Genomic DNA, 20787 nt, shown 5'->3' with positions numbered 1-20787 from the left:
AAACGACAGAATTGTATATCCGGGTTAGCTTACCGCAATCAGGATTACCGCACTCGCCTTTGCCTGACCGCCTCGAACAGAAAAATTCCTGTCGCCACCGAAACGTTTAGACTCTCCATGATGCCGGGCATGGGGATAGCGGCAAGATAGTCGCAATGCTCACGCGTCAGTCGGCGCAGCCCGGCACCCTCTGCACCCATTACAATCACTACCGGCCCGGCAAGATCAATGTCATACAGTGATTGCGCTTCTTCTCCGGCGGCCCCGACAACCCACAGGTTATGTTCTTGTAATTGTTTCAGCACGCGAGCCAGGTTCTTGACCCGGAATATGGGTACGGTTTCCGCAGCGCCGGCCGCGGCCCGTCGCGCAACAGCCGTAAGCGGCGCACTCTTGTCTTCCGGCACTATCACCGCCTGGACACCGGCCGCGGCAGCACTGCGAATGCAGGCGCCGAGATTGTGTGGATCCTGGATACCGTCCAGCACCAGCAGCAGCGGTGTTGTTTCAGCCCGGTCAATCAGTTCAAACAGCTCGCTCTCACGACGCAGGCGAACCGGTAACATACGGGCGGCAACGCCCTGGTGGCGACCGCCATTGCAAATCCTGTCCAGCTTCGCACGCGGCACCGCCTGGACATGCAGGCGCGTGTTCCGGGCGGCGGAAAAAATGGCATCCAGCCGCTTGTCCTTGCGCTGCTCATCCACCCAGAGGCTGTCTACGGTATCGGGATTGGTTTCCAGGGCTGCCTGTACGGCGTGCAGGCCATAAATAATATCGTCGTCAGAACTGCTCATTACCGGCTGCCTTTACTCCGCCCCTTGCTTTTTGATTTGCCGCGAGATGTTTTCTTTTTGGCCGGCTTGCTGTCTGTGCGCTTGCCAGGCCCTTTCTTGCTGCTCTTGTTACCCCTGTTCTTGCTGCTGCCGGCTTTTTCTCCCTTGCCACGCTTGCCATAACCGTCAGCACCGCCCTTCTTCTGGCGCCTGACCTGCTCATGACCAACCAGTTCAAAATCAATGCGGGCCTCGTCAAGATCCACACGAACAACCTTGACGTGAACCGGGTCACCAAGCCGCAATACTTCATTGGTTCGTTCGCCGGTAAGCCTGTGCTTGACCGGGTCATACTGGTAATAATCGTTGCCCAGCGAGGTAATATGAACCAGTCCCTCTACATAAATTTCAGTTAGCTCAACAAATATGCCAAAGTTGGCAACGCCATTGATAACACCGGCGTATTCCTCGCCAACCTTGTCCTGCATGTACTCGGTCTTCAGCCACTTGACCACTTCCCAGCCGGCCTCATCGGCACGTCGACTGGTCATGGAACAATGCTCGGCCTGGCCGGCCAGTTGCTCTCGATGTTCCAGGGCATAACGCTTGGCGGTTTTCCGGCCCGCCAGCACTGCCTTGATGGCGCGATGTACCATCAAGTCAGGATAACGGCGGATCGGTGAAGTAAAATGCGTATACCGGTCATAGGCCAGGGCGAAATGCCCTACCTGGTCCGGGCTGTACACCGCCTGGCTCATGCTGCGCAACATAACCGTATGAATAAGACGCGTATCGGGACGACCTTCAGCATCTTTTATCACCGCGGCAAAATCTTTCGGTTTCGGGTTATCGCGACCACGCAGTGACAGCCCTAACTCAAACAGGAACTCGCGCAGGTTGGCAAGCTTCTCTTCCTGCGGCGGCTCGTGAATTCGATAGGGCACCGGCATCTTGTTTTTTGCCAGGTATTCGGCAGCACAAATATTGGCCGCCAGCATGCACTCCTCGATAATCCGGTGCGCATCATTTCGCTGACGCGGCACAATACGATCAATACGGCCGTTGTCATCGTAGATGATGTAGGTTTCCGGTATTTCCAGTTCAATAGAACCGCGCTTCGCCCTGACCTTGTGCAGCGCCCTGAACAGGTCGTAAAGATTTTCCAGTTGCGGCAGCAGTGCCTCGCGTTTCTTGCGTAACTGCGGATCACCATCGACCAGTATTGCCGCCACTTCGTTGTAGGTCAGGCGCGCATGAGATCGCATCACTGCTTCAAGAAAATCAAAACTCTTGATCTTGCCGGCCGAGGTAATACGCATATCACAGACCATGCACAAACGATCGACGTCCGGATTCAGTGAACACAGTCCGTTGGACAGCACTTCCGGCAACATCGGGATAACACGATTCGGGAAATACACCGAGGTACCGCGTTTGTAGGCCTCGGTATCAAGCGCACTTTCCGGCTTGACGTATGCCGATACATCGGCAATGGCCACCAGCAGTCGCCAACCCTTGCCATCCGGCTCGCAGTACACGGCATCATCGAAATCCCGCGCATCCTCACCGTCGATAGTGACCAGGGGTATCTTGCGCAAATCAACGCGACCCTGCTTGGCCTGCTCGGGAACAGTTTCGGTAAATCGACTGGCTTCTGCCTCGACGGCATCAGGCCAGACGTGGGGCAACTCGAACTGGCGCAGCGCCACTTCGATTTCCATGCCTGGTGCCATGTGGTCGCCAAGGATTTCCGTTACCCGGCCAAGCGCTTGTGCCCGGGCCGTGGGTTGGCGCGTGATTTCAGCCACCACCATTTGCCCGCTTTTCGCCTGGCCTTCATCCCCTTCGGGGATGAACAGGTCCTGGTTCATGCGCTTGTCTTCAGGTACCACAAAACCCATACGATCTTCGAAAAAGTAACGGCCGACTATGGTGCTGTGGCGTCGCTCCAGTACATCGACAATAACGCCGACCTGGCGGCCACGGTGATCAATCTCCAGCAACCGGCCCATGACCCGGTCACCGTGAAATACCTTGCGCATTTCCCGGGCACCGATAAACAGGTCCTGGCCACCGGCATCGGGAATCAGGAATCCGAATCCGTCCTGGTGGGCGGTAATGGTGCCGGCGATCAGTTCCATTTTCTGGGCCAGGCCATAGCGACCGCGTCGGTTCTTGAGTAGCTGGCCATCGCGTTCCATGGCCCTCAGGCGGCGACTGAACGCGGTTTCATCGCGCTCCCCGTCCACATCCAGGCCAGCAGCCAGTCGACGGTAGGACAGGGGCTCTTCGGCCGCTTCCAGGAACGCCATAATCGCCTCCCGGCTCGGAACCGGGTGCTCGTATTTGCGGGCTTCACGATCCGCCATGGGGTCGGTGTGGCCGGAATTGCTTTTCTTCGTTGACATCAATTTACTCTATATGTACAGTGCGCGGCCTGTCGAGCTGTTGCCCGACAGCATTGCCGAGGTGGCGGAATTGGTAGACGCGCTAGCTTCAGGTGCTAGTGGCCTTACGGTCGTGGAGGTTCAAGTCCTCTCCTCGGTACCATATACGGAATGGTACCACTCTTGGCAGGGTGCCATACCAGAAAAAACCGGATGCAAACATCCGGTTTTTTTATGCCTGTTGAATCCATACGTTTTTGTTTCCCTGAAATGACCAAGGCGCCCGATTGGACGCCTTGCTGTATCGTGCCTAACCGTTAAACGGGTGGCGTCTTATAATGGTCTCAACCCGATCCGGTCCCGTGGAAATAATATCCACCGGCACGCCGGTCACTTCCTCGATACGTTTCAGGTAAGCAATGGCGTTGGCCGGCAGGTCTGCTTCACTCTTTGCACCAAAAGTGGATTCTGACCAGCCCGGCATTTCCTCGTAAATTGGCTCTACCTGCTCAATAGCGTCCGCGCCGGGCGGAGGTGTCAGGCGCTCCTCGCCTTTGTACTTGTAGGCGACGCAGATTTTGACGGTTTCAAGACCGTCCAGCACATCCAGCTTGGTAATACACAAGCCGGAAGCACTGTTAATCTGGCAGGAACGACGCAGGGCAACGGCATCAAACCAGCCGCAGCGACGCTTGCGCCCGGTGGTTGCGCCAAACTCGTGGCCTTTTTCACCGAGATAGTTGCCGACATCATCGAACAGTTCAGTCGGGAATGGGCCGCCGCCTACGCGGGTGGTATACGCCTTGGTAATACCCAGGATATAGGTCAACTCACGTGGGCCAACACCGGTTCCGGTGGCAGCAGCGCCAGCGCTGCAGTTGGATGAGGTCACATAGGGATAAGTGCCGTGATCAATATCCAGCAAGGTTCCTTGTGCACCTTCAAACAATACCGATTTGCCCTCAGAAGCATAGTCAGCCAGCAGACCGGTGACGTCGGTGACCAGCGGGTGCATACGTTCTGCCAGCGCCAGGTTGGTATCCAGCACCATCTGGAAATCCACTTCATCACACTGAAAATAGTTTTTCAGCATGTAGTTATGATAATCCATGACACCACGCAGCTTGTCTGCAAACGATTCGGTGTTCATCAGGTCGCCTACGCGCAGTCCGCGACGGGAAACCTTGTCTTCATAACACGGGCCAATGCCGCGACCCGTGGTACCGATAGCTTTGTTGCCACGCGCCTTTTCCCGAGCCATATCCAGAGCCACGTGATACTCGAGCAATAACGGGCTGGCTTCACTGATGCGCAGACGTTCGTTTACCGGGATGCCGGCTTCCAGCAATCCATCCACTTCCTTGAACAAAGCGGCCGGCGACAACACCACGCCATTGCCGATCAGGCACATGACATTTTCGCGCAGTATGCCTGACGGGATCAGGTGCAATACGGTTTTCTGGCCATCGATAACCAGTGTATGTCCGGCATTGTGGCCGCCCTGGAAGCGGGCAACGGCATGGGCCTTGTCCGTGAGCAGATCAACAATCTTGCCCTTGCCTTCATCCCCCCACTGGGTGCCAATCACTACAACGTTTTTACTCATCAGTAATACTCGATTAAATGTTGCTTACTTTCCACGCCTTGCCCTGTTTGCCCAGCAGGCGGTCACAGGCAAAATCCGCAGCCTCTCCTTCACCATCGGAAAACTGTACCACCACGCGCTCACCCTGTGCACGCAGATCATGAATCATCTTTTGCTGTTCCCCGTCACTTTCATCCAGCACGGTGAAAATACCCCCAGCCTCAGTCGTGACGGTCGGTGCCAGGCGAATCAGTTCACGCAGGTCGGCACCGAAACCCGTTGCCGGGCGTGCCCGACCAAATGCAGCACCGATGCCATCATAGCGACCGCCCTTGGCGATGGCGCGACCATGGCCCGGTACAAAGGCGGAATACACCACGCCGGTGTAGTAGCTGTATCCGCTCAACTCGGCCAAATCAATATAGATAGGCATGTCGGCATAGCTGCGGCGCACGCCTTCTGCTACCGCTGCCACCTGCTCCAGCGCCGCCGACACCTCCTTTGGCGCATCAGCAAGCAGTGCACGAGCTTCCTCCAGCACTGACAAGTCACCGTTCAGGTCCGCCAGCGCGGCCAGGCATGCCTTGATCGGTTCGGCAACAGCCCACTGATCCAGCATGGCAGTAATTTCCGGCTTGGCCTTGCGTTGCAAAGCTTCGAACAATGCCTTTTCACGTTCAGTATTCAGTCCCGCCCGGGCAACCAGCCCACGGAAGATACCGACATGCCCAAGATCGATGTGAATATTCTCCACGCCCGCAGTGTTCAGGGTGGTCAGCATCAGGCACAGGGATTCTGCATCGCTGGCTGAGCCGGCGTAGCCATACAGCTCGGCGCCCAACTGCAAGGGCTCCCGTGATCCGCCAAACCCGTCCGGGCGGGCGCGCAATACCGGCGCGATATAACACAGGCGCGAGGGTCGATCGTACTTGAGATAGTGCGCATCAATACGCGCAGCCTGGGGCGTAATATCGGGACGAATACCCATCATGCGACCGGACAATTGATCGGTCACCTTGATGGTCTGCAAATCAAGCTCACTGCCCACCCCGGTCTGCAATGCCTCGACATATTCCAGCATCGGCGGCATAACCTGGTCATAACCCCAGGATGTGAACAGGTCGAGCATCGTGCGACGCATGGACTCAAGGCGCTTGACCTCGTCAGGCAACAGTTCCTCGATGCCTTCAGGCAACAACCAACGGTTTTGCGAGGCAATCACTGGCTTGGCGGACATAACAACTCTTTCCCCGGAAATTCAGTACAAAGCGGGTTCTTTCAAATGACGGGTTGGCATATTGTATACGAATCCATCTCACTTGATGACATACAACAGCAGCAGCCCGACCAGCATACTGCTGAGCCCGGCAAACCGCAGTTGTTGATCGGTCAATTGTGCCAGCATCAACATCATGCGGCGCCAGCCATCAGGATTGATGAAGGGATACATCCCCTCCAACACCAGCACCAGTGCGAGTGCCGTCAGCAGATCCTGCCAGGCCATCGGCTAGATCGCCCGGGCTATCGACCGCCGGATTTCTTCAGGTATTTGAAGAAGTCGGCACTCGGATCAACAATCATGATGTCGCCTTTGTCCTGGAAGCTGGCCTTGTAGGCAGTCAGGCTGCGATACAGGGAGTAGAACTCCGGACTGGTGTTGTAGGCCTTGGCATAAATCGCTGCCGCCTTGCCATCGCCTTCACCTCGAACCTGCTGCGCCTTTCGGTAGGCTTCGGCCACCAGGATGTCACGTTTTCGTTCGGCTTCAGCACGCAGTTTTTCCGCTACTTCCGCACCCTGCGCACGCAGCTCCTTGGCAATTCGGGCACGTTCCGCTTCCATACGATCATAGACTGACTGGCTTACTTCCTGCGGCAGGTCAACACGTTGCAGGCGCACATCAACCACCTGCATGCCCAGCTCCGCAGCAGACTTGTCAACACTGGAAGTCACCTGTTGCATGATTTCACGGCGCTCACCGGCCACCACATCGTGCAGCGTACGTTTACCGAACTGGTCACGCAGGCCACCGTTGATCCATTGCTGCAGCAGGATTTTGGCACGAGTTTCGCTGCCGCCGGTTTTAACGTAATAAGTCAGCGGATTGACGATTCGCCATTTGACGAATGAGTCCACAACAACCGATTTCTTTTCCTGGGTCAGGTAACGCTCGGGCTCGGCATCCAGCGTAAGAACGCGCGAGTCAAAGAAGACCACGTCCTGCACCAATGGCAGCTTGAAGTGAATTCCAGCCTGGTCGTCAAAACGTATTACCTGGCCAAGCTGGACAACTATGGCCTTTTCACGTTCATCAACGGTATAGAATACGGAGTTAGCCAGAAGTATCAGTCCGAAAACTGCCAGCATACCGATGGTCATTTTGTTCTGGTTCATTATTGTCTCCTCCTTGACCGCAGGTCAGGACGATCCTCGCGCAGGCGACGCGCCGTCTCCTCGCCTTGCTGGATCAGGTCACCGGCAGACTCCGCCGCCCCGGTTTCACTCTTCCTGGGCTCATGCTGACCGATCAGCTTGTCCAACGGCAGGTACAACAGGTTGTTGCCGCCCTTCTGGTCAACAAAGATCTTGGTGGTGTTGCTCATCACTTCTTCCATGGTCTCAAGGTACAGACGCTCGCGCGTAACACGGGGCGCCTTGGCATACTCACGCGCCACCAGGACAAAACGCTGGGCATCACCTTCGGCGCGGGCAATTACGGATGCCTTGTAACCTTCAGCTTCCTGGATCATGCGACCGGCCTTGCCTCGTGCCCGCGGAATGATGTCATTAGCATAGGCTTCGGCCTCGTTCTTGAAGCGCTGCTCGTCTTCGCGCGCTTTCACCGCGTCATCAAAGGCCGACTTCACTTCTTCAGGCGGATCTGCGCGCTGCATTTCCACCTTGGTGATATAGATACCGGACTGGTACAGGTCGAGAATCTCCTGCAACAGCTTCTGCGTTTCCTGGCCAACCTCGTCACGGCCTTCGGTCAATACGAAGTCCATGGTGCGCTTGCCGGCAATTTCACGTACGGCTGATTCTGTCGCCTGGCTGATAGTCTCTTCGACTTCACGCACATTAAAAAGAAACGCTTCAGGATCCTTTACCCGGTACTGCACGGCAAACTGGATATCAATGATATTTTCATCCTGGGTAATCATCAGCGCTTCGCTCAACACCTTGGTCGAACCACCGGTACGCTCGTTGCTGCGATAACCGATTTCAATACGCTCGATAGCCTGCACATTTACACGCTCGACGGTTTCGAACGGCCATGGCACATGCCAGCGCAAGCCGGCCTCGGTAACCTCAGACTTGGCACCGAAACGCAATACCACGCCACGCTCACCTTGCTGAACAATGTAAAGGCCGCTGAGCAGCCAGAGCACGGCAACAGCAGCCAGGATCAAGCCTATGCCGATATTGCCGGCATTGGCTCCACCCCCAGCCGGGGCACTGCCGTTTCCACCACTGCGGCCAGAGCCGCCGCCAAACAGCTTGTTGAGTTTCTTCTGGATATTCCGCACCACTTCGTCGAGGTCGGGCGGTCCTTGCTGGTTATTGTTCTGACCCCAAGGATCCTTGTTGCCCCCTGAACCGGGTTCATTCCAAGCCACTTTGTGCTCCTTATGTTGTCGCCATGCTTGCTGCGTTAGTTTCTATCCCAGAGCCGGGATTCTAGGGACATGAACCGGTGGGGGCAAGGATTGGCTCCTGCGCCACCTCCAGTTGCTGCTCTTGAAAATCTGCCTGCTTGCGTAAGGTATTCACACCTCGCTCATCAGCATTGAATTCAATCAGCCAATGCCCATCAGCGGTCGTGTCCTCACTGACCACGTCGAGCGTCTGGTACACGAATGCCCTTAATCTCCCGGCCGACGGCGGTAAATGCAGGCAATAACGCCTGCGATCACCACGAAAATACTCGCCGAGCGCACCTATCAGCAATTCCAGGCCTTCGCCTGTGTGTGCCGACATCCACACTCGGAAGATCCGGCCAGCCTCATCGCGTTCCACGCGAGCCGGCTGCCCGGTTAAATCAATCTTGTTATACACACGGATTTCCGGCACATCCTCGGCCTCGATCTCCGTTAATACTTCGTGCACGCGGTGCTCGTGATCCTGGTAGTCCGGGTTGGCAGCATCTACCACGTGCAATAACAAGTTGGCTTCCTGCACTTCTTCAAGCGTCGATTTAAATGCTTCCACCAGGTCGTGTGGCAAATGCCTGATAAACCCGACGGTATCCGCCAGGATAATCTCCGAGTTGCCTGGCAAATCGACTCGACGCATGGTCGGGTCGAGCGTGGCAAACAACTGGTCAGCCGCATAAATCCCGGCGCCGGTAATACAGTTGAACAACGACGATTTGCCAGCGTTGGTATACCCCACCAGTGACACCGTCGGAATCGGAATCTTGTTACGCGAGCGACGGCGAATTTGTCGTTGATTGGTGACACGCTGCAGTCGCTTGTTCAGATACTTGATACGTTCACGCAGCAATCGACGGTCGGTTTCCAGCTGGGTTTCACCTGGACCACGCAGACCGATACCGCCTTTTTGCCGCTCCAGGTGAGTCCAGCCACGCACCAGCCGCGTAGACAAGTGCTCCAGCTGGGCCAGTTCCACCTGCAGCTTGCCTTCATGACTGCGGGCGCGCTGGGCGAAAATATCGAGAATCAGCCCGGTTCGATCCAATACACGACAACCGGCAATTTTTTCCAGGTTGCGCTCCTGTGCCGGCGACAGGTCATGATTGACCAATACCAGCTCAATATCTTCTGCCTTGACCCGCTCGGCCAATTCTTCAGCCTTGCCCTTACCTATATATGTTGCCGGGTCCGGTCGCTGACGACTGCTCAATACAGTGCCTTGAACATCGGCTCCGGCTGAAACAGCCAGCAGCTCGAGCTCATTCAGATCTTCCAAATCATCAAGCCGGGTACTTCGCTGGTGAACCAGCAAGGTGCGTTCGGAACGCTTGCCTTCTGGCCCGGCCTGAACCGGGCCTGGAGACGTTGATATCATAAAATCAGGTGTGTCAGGCGTTTCCCTTGTCAGGGTCGTCCTCAAAGTTGAATTTCACTGCGCGACTCGGCACCACCGTCGAGATCGCATGCTTGTAAATCATCTGGCTGACAGAATTCTTCAGCAATACGACAAACTGATCAAAAGATTCAATTTGTCCCTGAAGCTTGATGCCGTTCACCAGAAAAATTGAAACGGGAACATGTTCCTTCCGAAGGGTATTCAGGAAAGGGTCTTGTAGCGCTTGCCCTTTTTGACTCATGGTGTTCTCCTGTTATTTGCTTTGATAATTGTAGTTTGTCTTTCAGCTTGTAAATTAAGCTCGCTTCAGCAGACATACACCTCATACCTGCCTGGTCAGGCTAATCAGTCGTCCCAAGGTAAAGCAACGGAACTCCCTTCTCTCTACGCCTCAATTACACAATCTACCCTAAAAATGTGCGGCAAAACATCAGCCTAGGGGCAAATCATACCTAATTTGTCGGCAAAATGCTCACCAACTGATTGCTCAAACCCCGGTTTTTGCGGGTCAAACCGGACCACATCCGGGTAACTGCGCAGCCACGTAAACTGTCGCTTGGCCAGCCGCCTGGTTGCGGTAACTGCTTGATCAATCATGGTATTTTTGTCCACTTTCCCATGCAAATAGTCGACAACCTGCCGGTAACCGACCATTCGCATACTGGCTAAACTGGGGTTGATATCCCCTCTTTTCAATAGCACATCAACCTCCTCCACCAGGCCCTGCTCCAGCATCATTACAAACCGGCGGGCTATATCCTGCCGTAATCGCTCCCGATTACCGGGCATCAGTGCCGCCTTGATAAAACGATACGGCGGCGGTGCCTGTCGAGTTTGTGCCTGGGCCTCGCTGGGTGCCATGCCGGTCAGCCGGTATATCTCCAGGGCACGCTGGATGCGCTGGGCGTCATGGCGGTCGATTCGCTGGGCGATTGCAGGGTCAATAGTTGCCAACCGTTCATGCATGGCCGGCCATCCCAATGACCGCGCCTCGGTTTCCAGCTCTGCCCGAATATTCGCATCCGCCTCCGGCAGCTCGGACAAGCCAAATTCCAGTGCCCGAAAATAAAACATGGTGCCGCCCACCAGCAGCGGGATACGCCCTGCAGCCGTAATTTGCCGCATTTCCTCCAAGGCATCCCGGCAAAATTCCGCTGCCGAATAGGTTTCAGCCGGCTCCCGGATATCGATGAGACGATGCGGCGCCAGCTTTTGTTCCTCAAGGGATGGCTTGGCTGTGCCGATATTCAATTCACGATAGACCTGAGAAGCATCAACACTGATGAGCTCGACAGGCAATTGCTGACGCAGCTTGATGGCCAGGCCGGTTTTTCCCGATGCCGTCGGTCCCATCAGGCACAGTGCCAGCGGCAATGGCACAGCGGAAGTAGAGTCAATCATGTTGTTTGCAGGAATATCTCAGTGGAGGCCGGTAAATGCCACCGGCTCAACGAATTTCCAACACTATAACGAGTACCGGAACGTGGAACAAACAGCGCAAAACCAGACAATTGATACTTTCATAGCGGAAATCATCCAACTCGCCCGCTCCAATAACCTGAAACTGCCCACGTTGCCGGAAGTGGCAACCAAGGTGCGAAAGGCCATTGACAGCGAAGATGTGGGCGCCGACCAGATTGCCAAAATTATCAGCACCGATGCGGCCCTGAGTGCCCGCTTGCTGCAAGTGGCTAATAGCCCGGTATATCGCGGCAGCACGCAGATCGATAGCGTGAAAATCGCCGTGGCTCGCCTGGGCAACAAGGTGGTGCGTACCATGGCTATCAGCCTGGTCATGCAGCAGCTGTTCCAGACCAAGTACCCGCAGCTGAAAAAGCGTATGGAGCAACTGTGGGACCATGGAACGCGCGTTGCCGCCATCAGCTCGGTGCTGGCAAAAAAGTTCACCAAACTGCCGCCTGACGAAGCCTTGCTTGCCGGCCTCATCCATGATGTCGGCGCGCTGCCCATTATCAACCAGGCAGAAAGTTACCCTGTAGTCGCCAACAGCGATCACCTGCTGGACGACGCCATCACCCGGTTACACTGCCCGATCGGTCGACTGGTACTGGAAGCCTGGAAGCTGCCACCGGAACTGGTTGCCGTGGCCTCCGAGCACGAGAAACTGGATCGCCAGATTGAAAAACCTGACCTGGTAGACGTGGTCACGGTCGCCAATTTGCACTCCTATATCGGTATAGATTCCGAACGACTGGCCAATATCAATTTCACCGAATTACCGGCCATGCAACGCCTGGGCATGGATGCTGATGCCGCCATCGCCATGATGGAAGAAGCCAAGACGGAAATTGCCGAAATGCAGGGTGTATTGAAGTAATCTCTTGCCAATCGAGATGCATCGACGCCGGCCATATGCCGGCGTTGTTATGTGTCCTTGCTGATCAATTGCTTTTATCATCCTTGCGCGACGCAATGCATTGCGGGCTTTCGTGACGCCCATTGTCGACCCAGGCACAGCATTCATAGATATGCGACGACGCATCACAGGGTTTCGTCAACGGTTAAAATGAATCCGCACCCGTCGCGTCAAGCCATTCCCTGGCTTGATTAATCAGCAACATCACCGGCATGCAATGATGAGACTGATCTATCTCGTGGGTTGCCGAGATGATCAGAATATTGAATTGCTGCACACCGTCATTACCAATCCGCGACAACGCGCCGAGAAACATCAGGCGTTCCGATGTATGGATACAATACCGGGTTCTGGAATTAAAGTTTAGGACAGGTATTGTACAAAAGTCGCCTGCTTCAGCTGGCCGACAATTTCAACATTCAAACAAATATACAACATGCGGCCAGATATGAGGCGGCTAACAAGCCTGCTAATCCGGTTCCCCGGGCAACACCTCCCAATCCTCAATGCCTCCCGTTACTCTCCGGAACATGGGATGCAACTTGATTGTTCGGGTGGTTTTAAGGCGGTCATACAAGTCTGGCGCCCTGGTTTTCAGTTTCGCCAGCAAGTGACGGAATTCATAGTCAACCTGGCCACTGCTGACCGGCATCCTGGCACTGGTACGCCTGTTGACAATCTTGCTCCTGTTGAATGCATAACCTCTTCTGTTAGCCTCTTTCTCCACGAACCGCAAATAGGTTGATATTGCACCCACGGGATTGTCCATTTGTTTGAACCGTTCCAGCTGCGAATGATTTTTGTAACCCCGGGTTTCACCAAGCAACACTTTTTGCGCCAACAGTCCCTCGCGCCACAAGGCGACCAGGCCTTTGGCATCCAGGTATTCCGGGTGTATTGACCATAATCTCACGATAGCACCCTTACTCTACCCGGAATGCTCCGAGGTAACCGGCTGACTCTGAAAATCCGGCGAACACGGCGCTCGTCTCAATGTTGCTTCAGCCACTCGAGAACAGCTTCCGCATTCCGGTCCGGCGGAAAAACCGGGTAGAAAACCTTTTTGATCACACCATCGGCAACAACAAGTGTCAGACGCTTGATCAGCCGATTGCCTTCGTATTGAAAAGTCGGCAGGCGCAATGCTTCTGTCAGGACAAATTCACTGTCGTTGAGCAAGTCGAACGGCAACTCGAGGCGACTCCTGGCTTCTGCCTGGTCTGCCAGCGGTTGTGCGCTGACGCCATAGACGCGGGCGCCGGTATATGCCAGTTCCGCGTAATGATCACGAAACGCACAACTCTGCGGTGTGCACCCTCTCGCACCCGGTATGTCATTCCAGCCAACTAGTGGCGGACTATCTGGTCTACCAATCATCGGGTAGCAATAGATGACAACGACGCCGTCACAAGCACTGATATCCACGGTAGTACCGGAGGCGGAACCCAGGCTTGCTGAAGGTACGCGCATGCCTTTCAGGTGGTCGCATGCACCATCGTCTTCAGGAACCGGCAGATTACCGGGCAGTATGGACAGGTCTTTCATGATAATCAGAACGAAGCGCTTTGCGATTCGCAGTGTGCCTAAACGCCGACATCAGACCAGGCAGCAAACTCGTTACCGCTTGGATCCGTGAAATGAAATCGACGGCCGCCGGGGAATGAAAAAATGTTCTTGATAATGCCGCCTCCTGCCGCTTCGATTTTTTCCTGGGTGTACTCAAGCTGGTTCGAATAAAAAACAACCAGGGCGCTGCCGTTTTTTGTTGTCGCTACGTTGTCAGATTTATAGAAACCACCATCGATTCCCTGGTTGTCAAACGCCGTATAGTCCGGTCCGTAATCAACAAATGACCAGCCAAACACGGTTGCAAAGAAAGCTTTGGTGGCCGCCATGTCCCGGGCCGGCAGCTCGATGTAATTGATCTTTTCGTGCTCAGCCATATTCAATTCCCTCCACTGGCATCCAAATAAACTGCGCGATGTGATGCTGAATTTGCCGCACTCGGCCAGTTTATCGGCTGTCATCCCCCTTTTCATACGGCAGCTTGTTGTGGCCATACCGGTGCACCAGCACCGCAAGCGATATCAGTAATATTGCCGCAGCAATGGCGATAATGCGCCAGTTGTCCAGGCCTTTCATATCCAGAATCATATACCGGGCCAGCGCGACGATGGCTATATACAACGGCATCCGCACCGGCAGTTTGCCCGATTCCAGGTATATCGCCACCATCGCCAGCACTTCGAGATAAATGAACAGCAGCAACAGATCAGACAGCGTAACGGTTCTGGCCTTCACCATGACTTCAATTTCAATGCCTACTGCGATCACGGTGGCCACGGCGATAATGATCAGGCCTATGTCTTCTATTATAGTGATGGCCTTGTGGCCCAGCTTGCTGACTTTTTTCATAATGATCTTCTCTGTCACTGTTCAATAATTACGATTGCCTGCGGTACGAATGGCTCTTCCGGCTGCGGACCCGGAACGCGGCCAGCATCAGACCGCATTCTCCTCTGAAATTCTTTTCTGCAGTTGCAAAGGCACGGTTTCTCTTCTCTTCCTGGCTTTGATATTCAGCATTTCAACCGCAACCGAGAATGCCATGGCGAAATATATGTAGCCTTTTGGTATGTGGACATCAAAACCTTCGGCAATCAACGTAAAGCCGATTAATATCAAAAACGACAAGGCAAGCATCTTTATCGTTGGATTCTTGTCAACAAATTCCCCAATCGGCTTTGCCGAAAAAAGCATGACAACGACCGCAACAATAATGGCGATTACCATAATCGACAAATGTTCCACCAGCCCCACTGCCGTGATAACGGAATCCAGTGAAAATACGATATCGAGTACGGCTATTTGCACAAGGACCGAATAGAACCCGGCTGTGCCTGGTGCGGTTTCTTCAGACTGAACTACTTCCAGACTGTTGTGTATTTCGTGCGTTGACTTGGCCAGCAGGAACAGGCCGCCCACGATCAATATAAAATCTCTACCGGAAATTTCGATGCCAAAGACAGAGAACCAGGGCGCGACCAGCCCCATGACCCAGACAAGACTGAAAAGCAGCGCCAACCGTGTCAGCATTGCCAGGCCCAGGCCCAGTTGTCGCGCCACGTTTCGCTGGTGCTCGGGCAGCCTGCCCACCAGGATCGAAATAAAAATAATGTTGTCTATGCCCAGAACGATTTCGAGCGCTATAAGCGTTCCCAGGGCAACCCATGCTTCCGGACTAATCAGCCATTCAAACATGACCATCCCTCACTTGATAATTGCTGGCAAAGGTCTTCCGGATTTTGCGATCTGCAGTCTCGCAACAATGAAGACAGGCCGGATTCTGAGCTGACTCGTAATGCGGATTCATTCCGTAAAACCCTTGTCCCGACAGCCGATTGATCTTCCCGCAGGGTTCACGGTTACGTCAAGCGGAAACAACCGCTTCTGAATACCGGTCGGGTTCTATCATTCGCTCCGGCTAAACATGACTTTCAGGAAATCCCGTTTGGTGCAAATCCTGTTACAACCGGGCAAAACGCACACAGCGGTACCTGCAAACACAACAACTCTCCGGCCGGCAATCGAAACAATGTAGCCCGGTGATTTGCAACACTGTGACTGGAACTCATCTTTATCTCAGTAAGCGGTTTGCAACCGCACCGTGCCGGCGAACAGTCCGAACCGCAGGCTTATGTACTCCGGGGTCAATAGCAATTAATTCTGAACAGGCGCGGTTCATTAGGGGTCGACATGATTCGCCTTCGCCCCGTTTCAGGCTGTTCTGGCTTCAGGCGAGTACTCCACGCTTCGACATCGCTCGAGCGTAAAACCATAACCACGACTCCCCGGCACCTCACTCACGTGCACGCGATTTGTGTTGACTGGAAAGACCCGTTAAAACAATCTATTCAATACTTTTAGTCGTATTTTCTTTTCAATCTCTATTACACAAAACATAATGACACCGACGGCAATAATCAATACACCATCAGCTACGTTTATTGCCTGGGTTTCAAATATCGCCTGCAGCCATGGCACGTAGGTCACTGCAAACTGCCCCAGGGTAACGGCAATTACCGCCGCCCAAACGACACGGGTACCAAGAACAGTCTTCCGGCTTAACGATGTCCCGTGCATATTCCGGATAAAGAAGAGATGAAATATTTCCAGTACGACCAGCGTATTCATCGCTATGGTTCTCGCCAACGCCTCGGAGTAGCCCTTCGTAATGGCGTACTCGTACATACTGAATACCCCGGCCAGAAAAAGACTTGCGACAAGCACGATATGCCACAAGAGTCCGCCACTGAGCAGGGATTCCTTGCGCGATCTCGGTGGTCTTAACATGGTATTTTCTTCTGCCGGCTCAAAAGCCAGCGCAATACCGAGCGTGACGGCGGTAATCATGTTGATCCATAGAATCTGTACAGGCGTGACCGGCAGGCTCAATCCCAGCAGCAAGGCGAGGATTATGGTCAACGCCTCGCCGGCATTGGTCGGTAATGTCCAGCTGATTACTTTCTTGATGTTGTCATAGACGGTGCGGCCTTCTTTTATCGCTGTGACAATTGTAGAAAAATTGTCATCGGCCAACACGATCTCGGCTGCTTCTTTCGCGGCTTCGCTTCCGGCTTTACCCATTGCAACCCCGACACCTGCACGCTTGAGTGCAGGCGCGTCATTCACGCCATCGCCGGTCATGGCTACCGTCATATCATTCGCCTGCAGCGCCATCACCAGGCGCAATTTATGCTCCGGGCTGGTGCGCGCAAAAATACCAATGTCACAGACTACAGATCGCAGCTGTTGATCATCGAGTTTATCCAGCTCCTGGCCTGTCACTACCCGGTCACTGTTTCGCAATCCCAGTTGTTTACCGATTGCGGATGCAGTAGCGGCATGATCACCCGTGATCATCTTCACATCGATCCCTGCACGATAACAGCTGGCTATTGATTCAATCGCTTCCTGGCGTGGCGGGTCAATCAGTCCGGCCAGGCCCACGAATACAAGCCCATCCTGCAGATCGACAATCTCAAGCACGGTATGTTCGGGCTTCACGACTTTTGTTGCGAAGGCAAGGACACGTCGGCCACGAGAGGCAATAGCATTGGCTTGCTGCTCCCAGTATTGAACATTCAGCGGTTCGGCATTCCCTTCACCGTCGCGCTGCTCACGGCACATGGATACTATTTGCTCGGGTGCACCCTTGATAAATATGAACGCTTGTTTTTCGTGGTTATGATTTAACGTGGCCATATACCTGTGTTTGCTGTCAAAAGGCACCACATCCGTTCGTGTCCACTGTTTTCTTGCTTCGACAGTACCGGCCCCGGTCTTTGCTGCAAGGGCCAGCAGCGCGACTTCCATCGGGTCGCCCTGCCCGGTCCAGGTATCATTGTTTCGAACCAGTTCCGCATCATTGCAAAGCGCAGCCGCCCTGCCCAGTTCCTGCAATGACACAGAGTCCTGTACCGTCATGCCATGGTTGTCCGGTTCTATGTCACCACCCGGATCGTAACCGGAGCCTTTTACACTAAAGCTCCCGTTGCTCGTGACAATAGTATCGACCATCATTTCATTGCGTGTCAGCGTACCTGTTTTGTCAGAACAGATAACCGAGACCGAACCAAGCGTTTCGATCGCGGGCAGCCGTCGAACAATGGCATTTTGACGCGCCATTCCCTTAACGCCCACGGCTAGCGTAATGGTCAAAACCGCCGGCAACCCTTCGGGAATGGCGGAAACGGCAATGCCAACCACCGCCATAAACAAACTGGCAAAATCATAGTGCAGCATGGTGTAGCCGAAGATCAGCATAAGTGCGGAAACGGCGAGAATAAACAAGGTCAGCCAGCGCGCGAAAACTGCCATTTGTGTTACCAGCGGCGTTTCCAGCGTTTGCACCCTGGCGAGCAAGCCGCCAATTCGCCCGATTTCAGTGTTTGCACCGGTGGCAATAACCACTGCTGTACCTTGTCCGCTGCTGACGGAAGTGCCGCTAAATCCCAGACAAAAACGATCACCCAATGGCGCGTCCGGCGCAACCGCCTTGGTGTGTTTTTCAACAGCGACAGATTCACCGGTCAGGATGGCCTCCTGGACCTGCAAACCATGCGCCCGGATCAGACGAAGGTCTGCCGGTAACTTGTCGCCGGCTTCCAGGAAAACAATGTCCCCGGGTACAAGCTCCTCACCGGGTATAACCTGGCGGTGGCCGTCCCGCATAACCGACGCATGCAGGGCCAGCATGTGCCGAATTGCCTCCATTGCTTTTTCGGCCTTGCCTTCCTGGTAAAAACCGATAATGGCATTGATAATGACAACCGCAACAATGACGGATGTATCGACTATATGACCGAGTAGCGCCGTAATGACAGCTGCTCCGATAAGGACATATATAAGGATGTTGTGAAAATGTGACAGGAAACGCATCAACAAATTACGTTGGGCGGGTTCCGGGAGCCGGTTTGCGCCGAACGCTCCTAACCGCCTCTTCGCTTCATCTTCACTTAAACCTTCAAGTGTCGATTCGAGACGGGCCAGGACTTCATCGGTTGTCTGAGTATGCCAGTCCATAGGGTTCGGTGAACCAGTTGATTAGATTCTGACGTTTGTTTCGCTAATACGACGCTAAATAATACCCGTTCATATTCTTAATCACCATACCAGAGTTTTGCGAAAACAATCGTTGAGATGATATATAGCATGACAAAGCCAATGAAATAGTACATGGTCTTTAGGGGATCCTCGTCCGCCAAATCAAGCCAGATGTCCGCGACGGCAACCATGCCTGTAAGCAGGATTGATACCAGCCCACACACCTCTCGCCCAAACCACCGGCCATACCATCGCCTGTTGTATAGGAGTTTTGAGGCATAGTAGAGCATGCCAAATCCAATGAAATAATAATAGAACTTACGCGGATCTTGATCGCCAAGATTGAACCAAAAGTCCACGATGGCCACCATACCGATGACGAGCGTTGACACGAGTGCGGCATCTACTTGTGCATGATCCATTTTCATATTGTGTTACCCACATCTACTCCGACTATTTCCTGCCATTGATGGACTCCCTTCATGAGTAGTTCAGGATATTTGACCGGTTTATCGACTGGTCGTCTTGGCCTGGTAACGAGTTCACCGCCACAATTTGGGCATTTCCCATCAACAACCGTTTCCGCGCAAGTAACACAAAATGTGCACTCAAAGGAACAGATTCTTGCATCAGTCGATTCCGGGATAAGGTCCTTGTTGCAGCATTCACAGTTTGGTTTTAACAGAAGCAGCCTTTTCTCCTTTGTGTGAGGATTAACGCTATGGGTAAGCCGCGCCGCTTTTGGCGCAAACTTGACCCAGTTACTAGCAGCCATGCAATTGCCTCTAAACTTCGGATATTGCCATCTGTAAGAATATGCTACTAACACACTCGAACGGTCATCGCCACACTAGATTGTATTACAACTAATTCTCTTCATTCCGGGTCAGTTTTTGATACATACCAAGACCGACCACTACCAAAACGGCTGCGATTAATAGGAATGTTGGGTATATTAAATTGCTAATATCTTTTTTCCCGGCATCAAAAATAAATACCAGCGCCTCCAGACTTACGGCAATAGAAATAATGGCAAGAAACTTCAATAGTGTCTCTCTCTGTTTAGTGGGTGTCTTTGTGCCACCGCTTTGGATAACTTCTTCCTCTATCAAAAACTTTGATACATCAAAGACTGCCATTCCTATAACAATTAGCCCGATTGCATCAAGAAGCGCTTTCACAAGAAGAGTCTTTTCATGCACTGAGACCCAAATTCCCCATAACGCAACCACCATTACCGAAAGGCTGATTAAAGCCAGGCTTATACCGATTAGGCCATAAATGAATCGCCCTATCCTGTCAGAGTATTTCTTTAACTCGGTCACATTATCTCCAATGTATATGCTATCTATTAAACACTGCTAACGTCCCGCATCACGGGTGACGGCGCGTTAGCGGCGCCGCCCCGTGGAAGCGATGGTTAGCTGTAGTAATTAAACCCAAACGCATACGTTTCGGCATCGCGCCACACATCCACCTCGAACGTCGCCTCATCCTCGTAGTTGAGATAGCCACACCATATGAAATATAAACTGTGCCTTTATCTCATATATTAAGCTTTTGCACTAAAGCCAAAGGCCTTGTCGTGAACATAAACCAATTTACACTCTTCGATATATTTTGCATCGTGAATTCGATTAGCCTCGATATACCCCACATCACCCTTGTTTAAATAAATTATTGGACCATCCGGCTTAAGGCCATCGGCGTATTCAGTATAAAACTGAATTGACATCTTACCTTCAACGACAACCGTCATATCATCGCCCGGGTGCGAATGCGGAGGTTCTTCGGAGCCGGCTTCCCACCTTTCCAACATTACTTCCACACCATCCGGATTGTTCGGATAGGTGGTCCTTACAGTAAAACCCTTTGGGGTATCTGGAACTGATACATGATTCCGCCAAACCGCGGAAGTATCTCCCGTCGTTTCCTTATCTGCACTGTTCATATCTATCCTCTTTCGATAAACAATTAGTGGGTGGCTCAGAGCCCAATTTCTCTTTT

Annotated in this window: 22 protein-coding genes and 1 tRNA gene; 2 read left to right on the top strand and 21 right to left on the bottom strand. The window is 53.4% G+C overall.

Going from position 1 to position 20787, the window contains the following annotated elements:
• Positions 1-44: 44 nt before the first annotated feature.
• Both rlmB and rnr read right to left on the bottom strand, forming a co-directional pair.
• Entirely contained in the window at positions 45-797 is a 753-nt protein-coding gene (gene rlmB, locus OEZ10_12140) for a 23S rRNA (guanosine(2251)-2'-O)-methyltransferase RlmB (GenBank protein ID MDH5633728.1), read from the bottom strand.
• Positions 797-3184 carry a ribonuclease R gene (rnr, locus tag OEZ10_12135; GenBank protein MDH5633727.1) on the bottom strand — a complete coding sequence of 796 codons (2388 nt, stop codon included), beginning with the start codon at positions 3182-3184 and terminating at the stop codon, positions 797-799. The genes rlmB and rnr overlap by 1 nt, the downstream gene beginning before the upstream one ends.
• Before the next feature lie 55 nt (positions 3185-3239).
• Between rnr and OEZ10_12130 the strand changes: the two genes are divergently transcribed.
• Positions 3240-3326: transfer RNA gene (locus OEZ10_12130), tRNA-Leu, on the top strand.
• 147 nt (positions 3327-3473) lie between these two features.
• Here the strand turns inward: OEZ10_12130 and OEZ10_12125 are convergent.
• The 8 genes from OEZ10_12125 to miaA form a co-directional block, all read right to left on the bottom strand.
• Complete coding sequence (locus OEZ10_12125; protein MDH5633726.1) at positions 3474-4769, bottom strand: adenylosuccinate synthase; 1296 nt, start codon at positions 4767-4769, stop codon at positions 3474-3476.
• A gap of 13 nt (positions 4770-4782) precedes the next feature.
• On the bottom strand, positions 4783-5985 hold the full coding sequence (locus OEZ10_12120) for an ATP phosphoribosyltransferase regulatory subunit (GenBank protein ID MDH5633725.1): 1203 nt from the start codon (positions 5983-5985) through the stop codon (positions 4783-4785).
• Between the two features lie 78 nt (positions 5986-6063).
• Positions 6064-6252, bottom strand: coding sequence for a DUF2065 domain-containing protein (locus tag OEZ10_12115; protein ID MDH5633724.1), 189 nt, complete (start codon positions 6250-6252; stop codon positions 6064-6066).
• Positions 6253-6269: 17 nt separating this feature from the next.
• Positions 6270-7142: a protease modulator HflC gene (gene hflC, locus OEZ10_12110; GenBank protein MDH5633723.1), complete on the bottom strand. Its 873-nt coding sequence runs from the start codon at positions 7140-7142 to the stop codon at positions 6270-6272.
• Positions 7142-8365: an FtsH protease activity modulator HflK gene (gene hflK / locus OEZ10_12105; GenBank protein ID MDH5633722.1), complete on the bottom strand. Its 1224-nt coding sequence runs from the start codon at positions 8363-8365 to the stop codon at positions 7142-7144. Before hflK ends, hflC begins: the two co-directional genes overlap by 1 nt.
• A 61-nt stretch (positions 8366-8426) precedes the next feature.
• Complete coding sequence (hflX, locus tag OEZ10_12100; GenBank protein ID MDH5633721.1) at positions 8427-9776, bottom strand: GTPase HflX; 1350 nt, start codon at positions 9774-9776, stop codon at positions 8427-8429.
• A 13-nt stretch (positions 9777-9789) separates the two neighbouring features.
• Entirely contained in the window at positions 9790-10038 is a 249-nt protein-coding gene (gene hfq / locus OEZ10_12095; GenBank protein MDH5633720.1) for an RNA chaperone Hfq, read from the bottom strand.
• Between the two features lie 194 nt (positions 10039-10232).
• Positions 10233-11198, bottom strand: coding sequence for a tRNA (adenosine(37)-N6)-dimethylallyltransferase MiaA (gene miaA, locus OEZ10_12090; protein MDH5633719.1), 966 nt, complete (start codon positions 11196-11198; stop codon positions 10233-10235).
• An 82-nt stretch (positions 11199-11280) separates the two neighbouring features.
• Here miaA and OEZ10_12085 point away from each other — a divergent pair, with 82 nt between their 5' ends.
• On the top strand, positions 11281-12135 hold the full coding sequence (locus OEZ10_12085; GenBank protein ID MDH5633718.1) for an HDOD domain-containing protein: 855 nt from the start codon (positions 11281-11283) through the stop codon (positions 12133-12135).
• A gap of 184 nt (positions 12136-12319) precedes the next feature.
• On the opposite strand, the gene OEZ10_12080 is transcribed toward OEZ10_12085, so the two are convergent.
• The 11 genes from OEZ10_12080 to OEZ10_12030 form a co-directional block, all read right to left on the bottom strand.
• Positions 12320-12490, bottom strand: coding sequence for a hypothetical protein (locus tag OEZ10_12080; GenBank protein ID MDH5633717.1), 171 nt, complete (start codon positions 12488-12490; stop codon positions 12320-12322).
• A 153-nt stretch (positions 12491-12643) separates the two neighbouring features.
• Positions 12644-13087 (bottom strand): pyrimidine dimer DNA glycosylase/endonuclease V, encoded by a 444-nt coding sequence (locus OEZ10_12075; protein ID MDH5633716.1) that lies wholly within the window; start codon positions 13085-13087, stop codon positions 12644-12646.
• 77 nt (positions 13088-13164) lie between these two features.
• Positions 13165-13719 (bottom strand): peroxiredoxin, encoded by a 555-nt coding sequence (locus tag OEZ10_12070; protein MDH5633715.1) that lies wholly within the window; start codon positions 13717-13719, stop codon positions 13165-13167.
• A gap of 38 nt (positions 13720-13757) precedes the next feature.
• Positions 13758-14117 (bottom strand): VOC family protein, encoded by a 360-nt coding sequence (locus OEZ10_12065; protein MDH5633714.1) that lies wholly within the window; start codon positions 14115-14117, stop codon positions 13758-13760.
• Between the two features lie 70 nt (positions 14118-14187).
• Positions 14188-14589 carry a phosphate-starvation-inducible PsiE family protein gene (locus tag OEZ10_12060; GenBank protein ID MDH5633713.1) on the bottom strand — a complete coding sequence of 134 codons (402 nt, stop codon included), beginning with the start codon at positions 14587-14589 and terminating at the stop codon, positions 14188-14190.
• Positions 14590-14676: 87 nt separating this feature from the next.
• The gene (locus tag OEZ10_12055) at positions 14677-15435 is read right to left on the bottom strand and encodes a TerC family protein (protein ID MDH5633712.1); all 759 of its coding nucleotides are present in this window, start codon (positions 15433-15435) and stop codon (positions 14677-14679) included.
• Positions 15436-16074: 639 nt separating this feature from the next.
• The gene (locus OEZ10_12050) at positions 16075-18759 is read right to left on the bottom strand and encodes a cation-transporting P-type ATPase (protein MDH5633711.1); all 2685 of its coding nucleotides are present in this window, start codon (positions 18757-18759) and stop codon (positions 16075-16077) included.
• Positions 18760-18836: 77 nt separating this feature from the next.
• Positions 18837-19208 carry a hypothetical protein gene (locus OEZ10_12045; GenBank protein ID MDH5633710.1) on the bottom strand — a complete coding sequence of 124 codons (372 nt, stop codon included), beginning with the start codon at positions 19206-19208 and terminating at the stop codon, positions 18837-18839.
• Entirely contained in the window at positions 19205-19471 is a 267-nt protein-coding gene (locus OEZ10_12040) for a DUF1272 domain-containing protein (protein ID MDH5633709.1), read from the bottom strand. The genes OEZ10_12045 and OEZ10_12040 overlap by 4 nt, the downstream gene beginning before the upstream one ends.
• A 175-nt stretch (positions 19472-19646) precedes the next feature.
• Positions 19647-20105, bottom strand: coding sequence for a general glycosylation pathway protein (locus OEZ10_12035; protein ID MDH5633708.1), 459 nt, complete (start codon positions 20103-20105; stop codon positions 19647-19649).
• Between the two features lie 227 nt (positions 20106-20332).
• A partial coding sequence (locus OEZ10_12030) for a hypothetical protein (GenBank protein ID MDH5633707.1) occupies positions 20333-20787 on the bottom strand: 455 nt, incomplete at its 5' end.

This window comes from Gammaproteobacteria bacterium (assembly GCA_029880545.1).
GTDB lineage: Bacteria > Pseudomonadota > Gammaproteobacteria > Acidiferrobacterales > SZUA-150 > JAOUOD01.
This window is presented reverse-complemented; position numbering and strand designations above follow the sequence as displayed.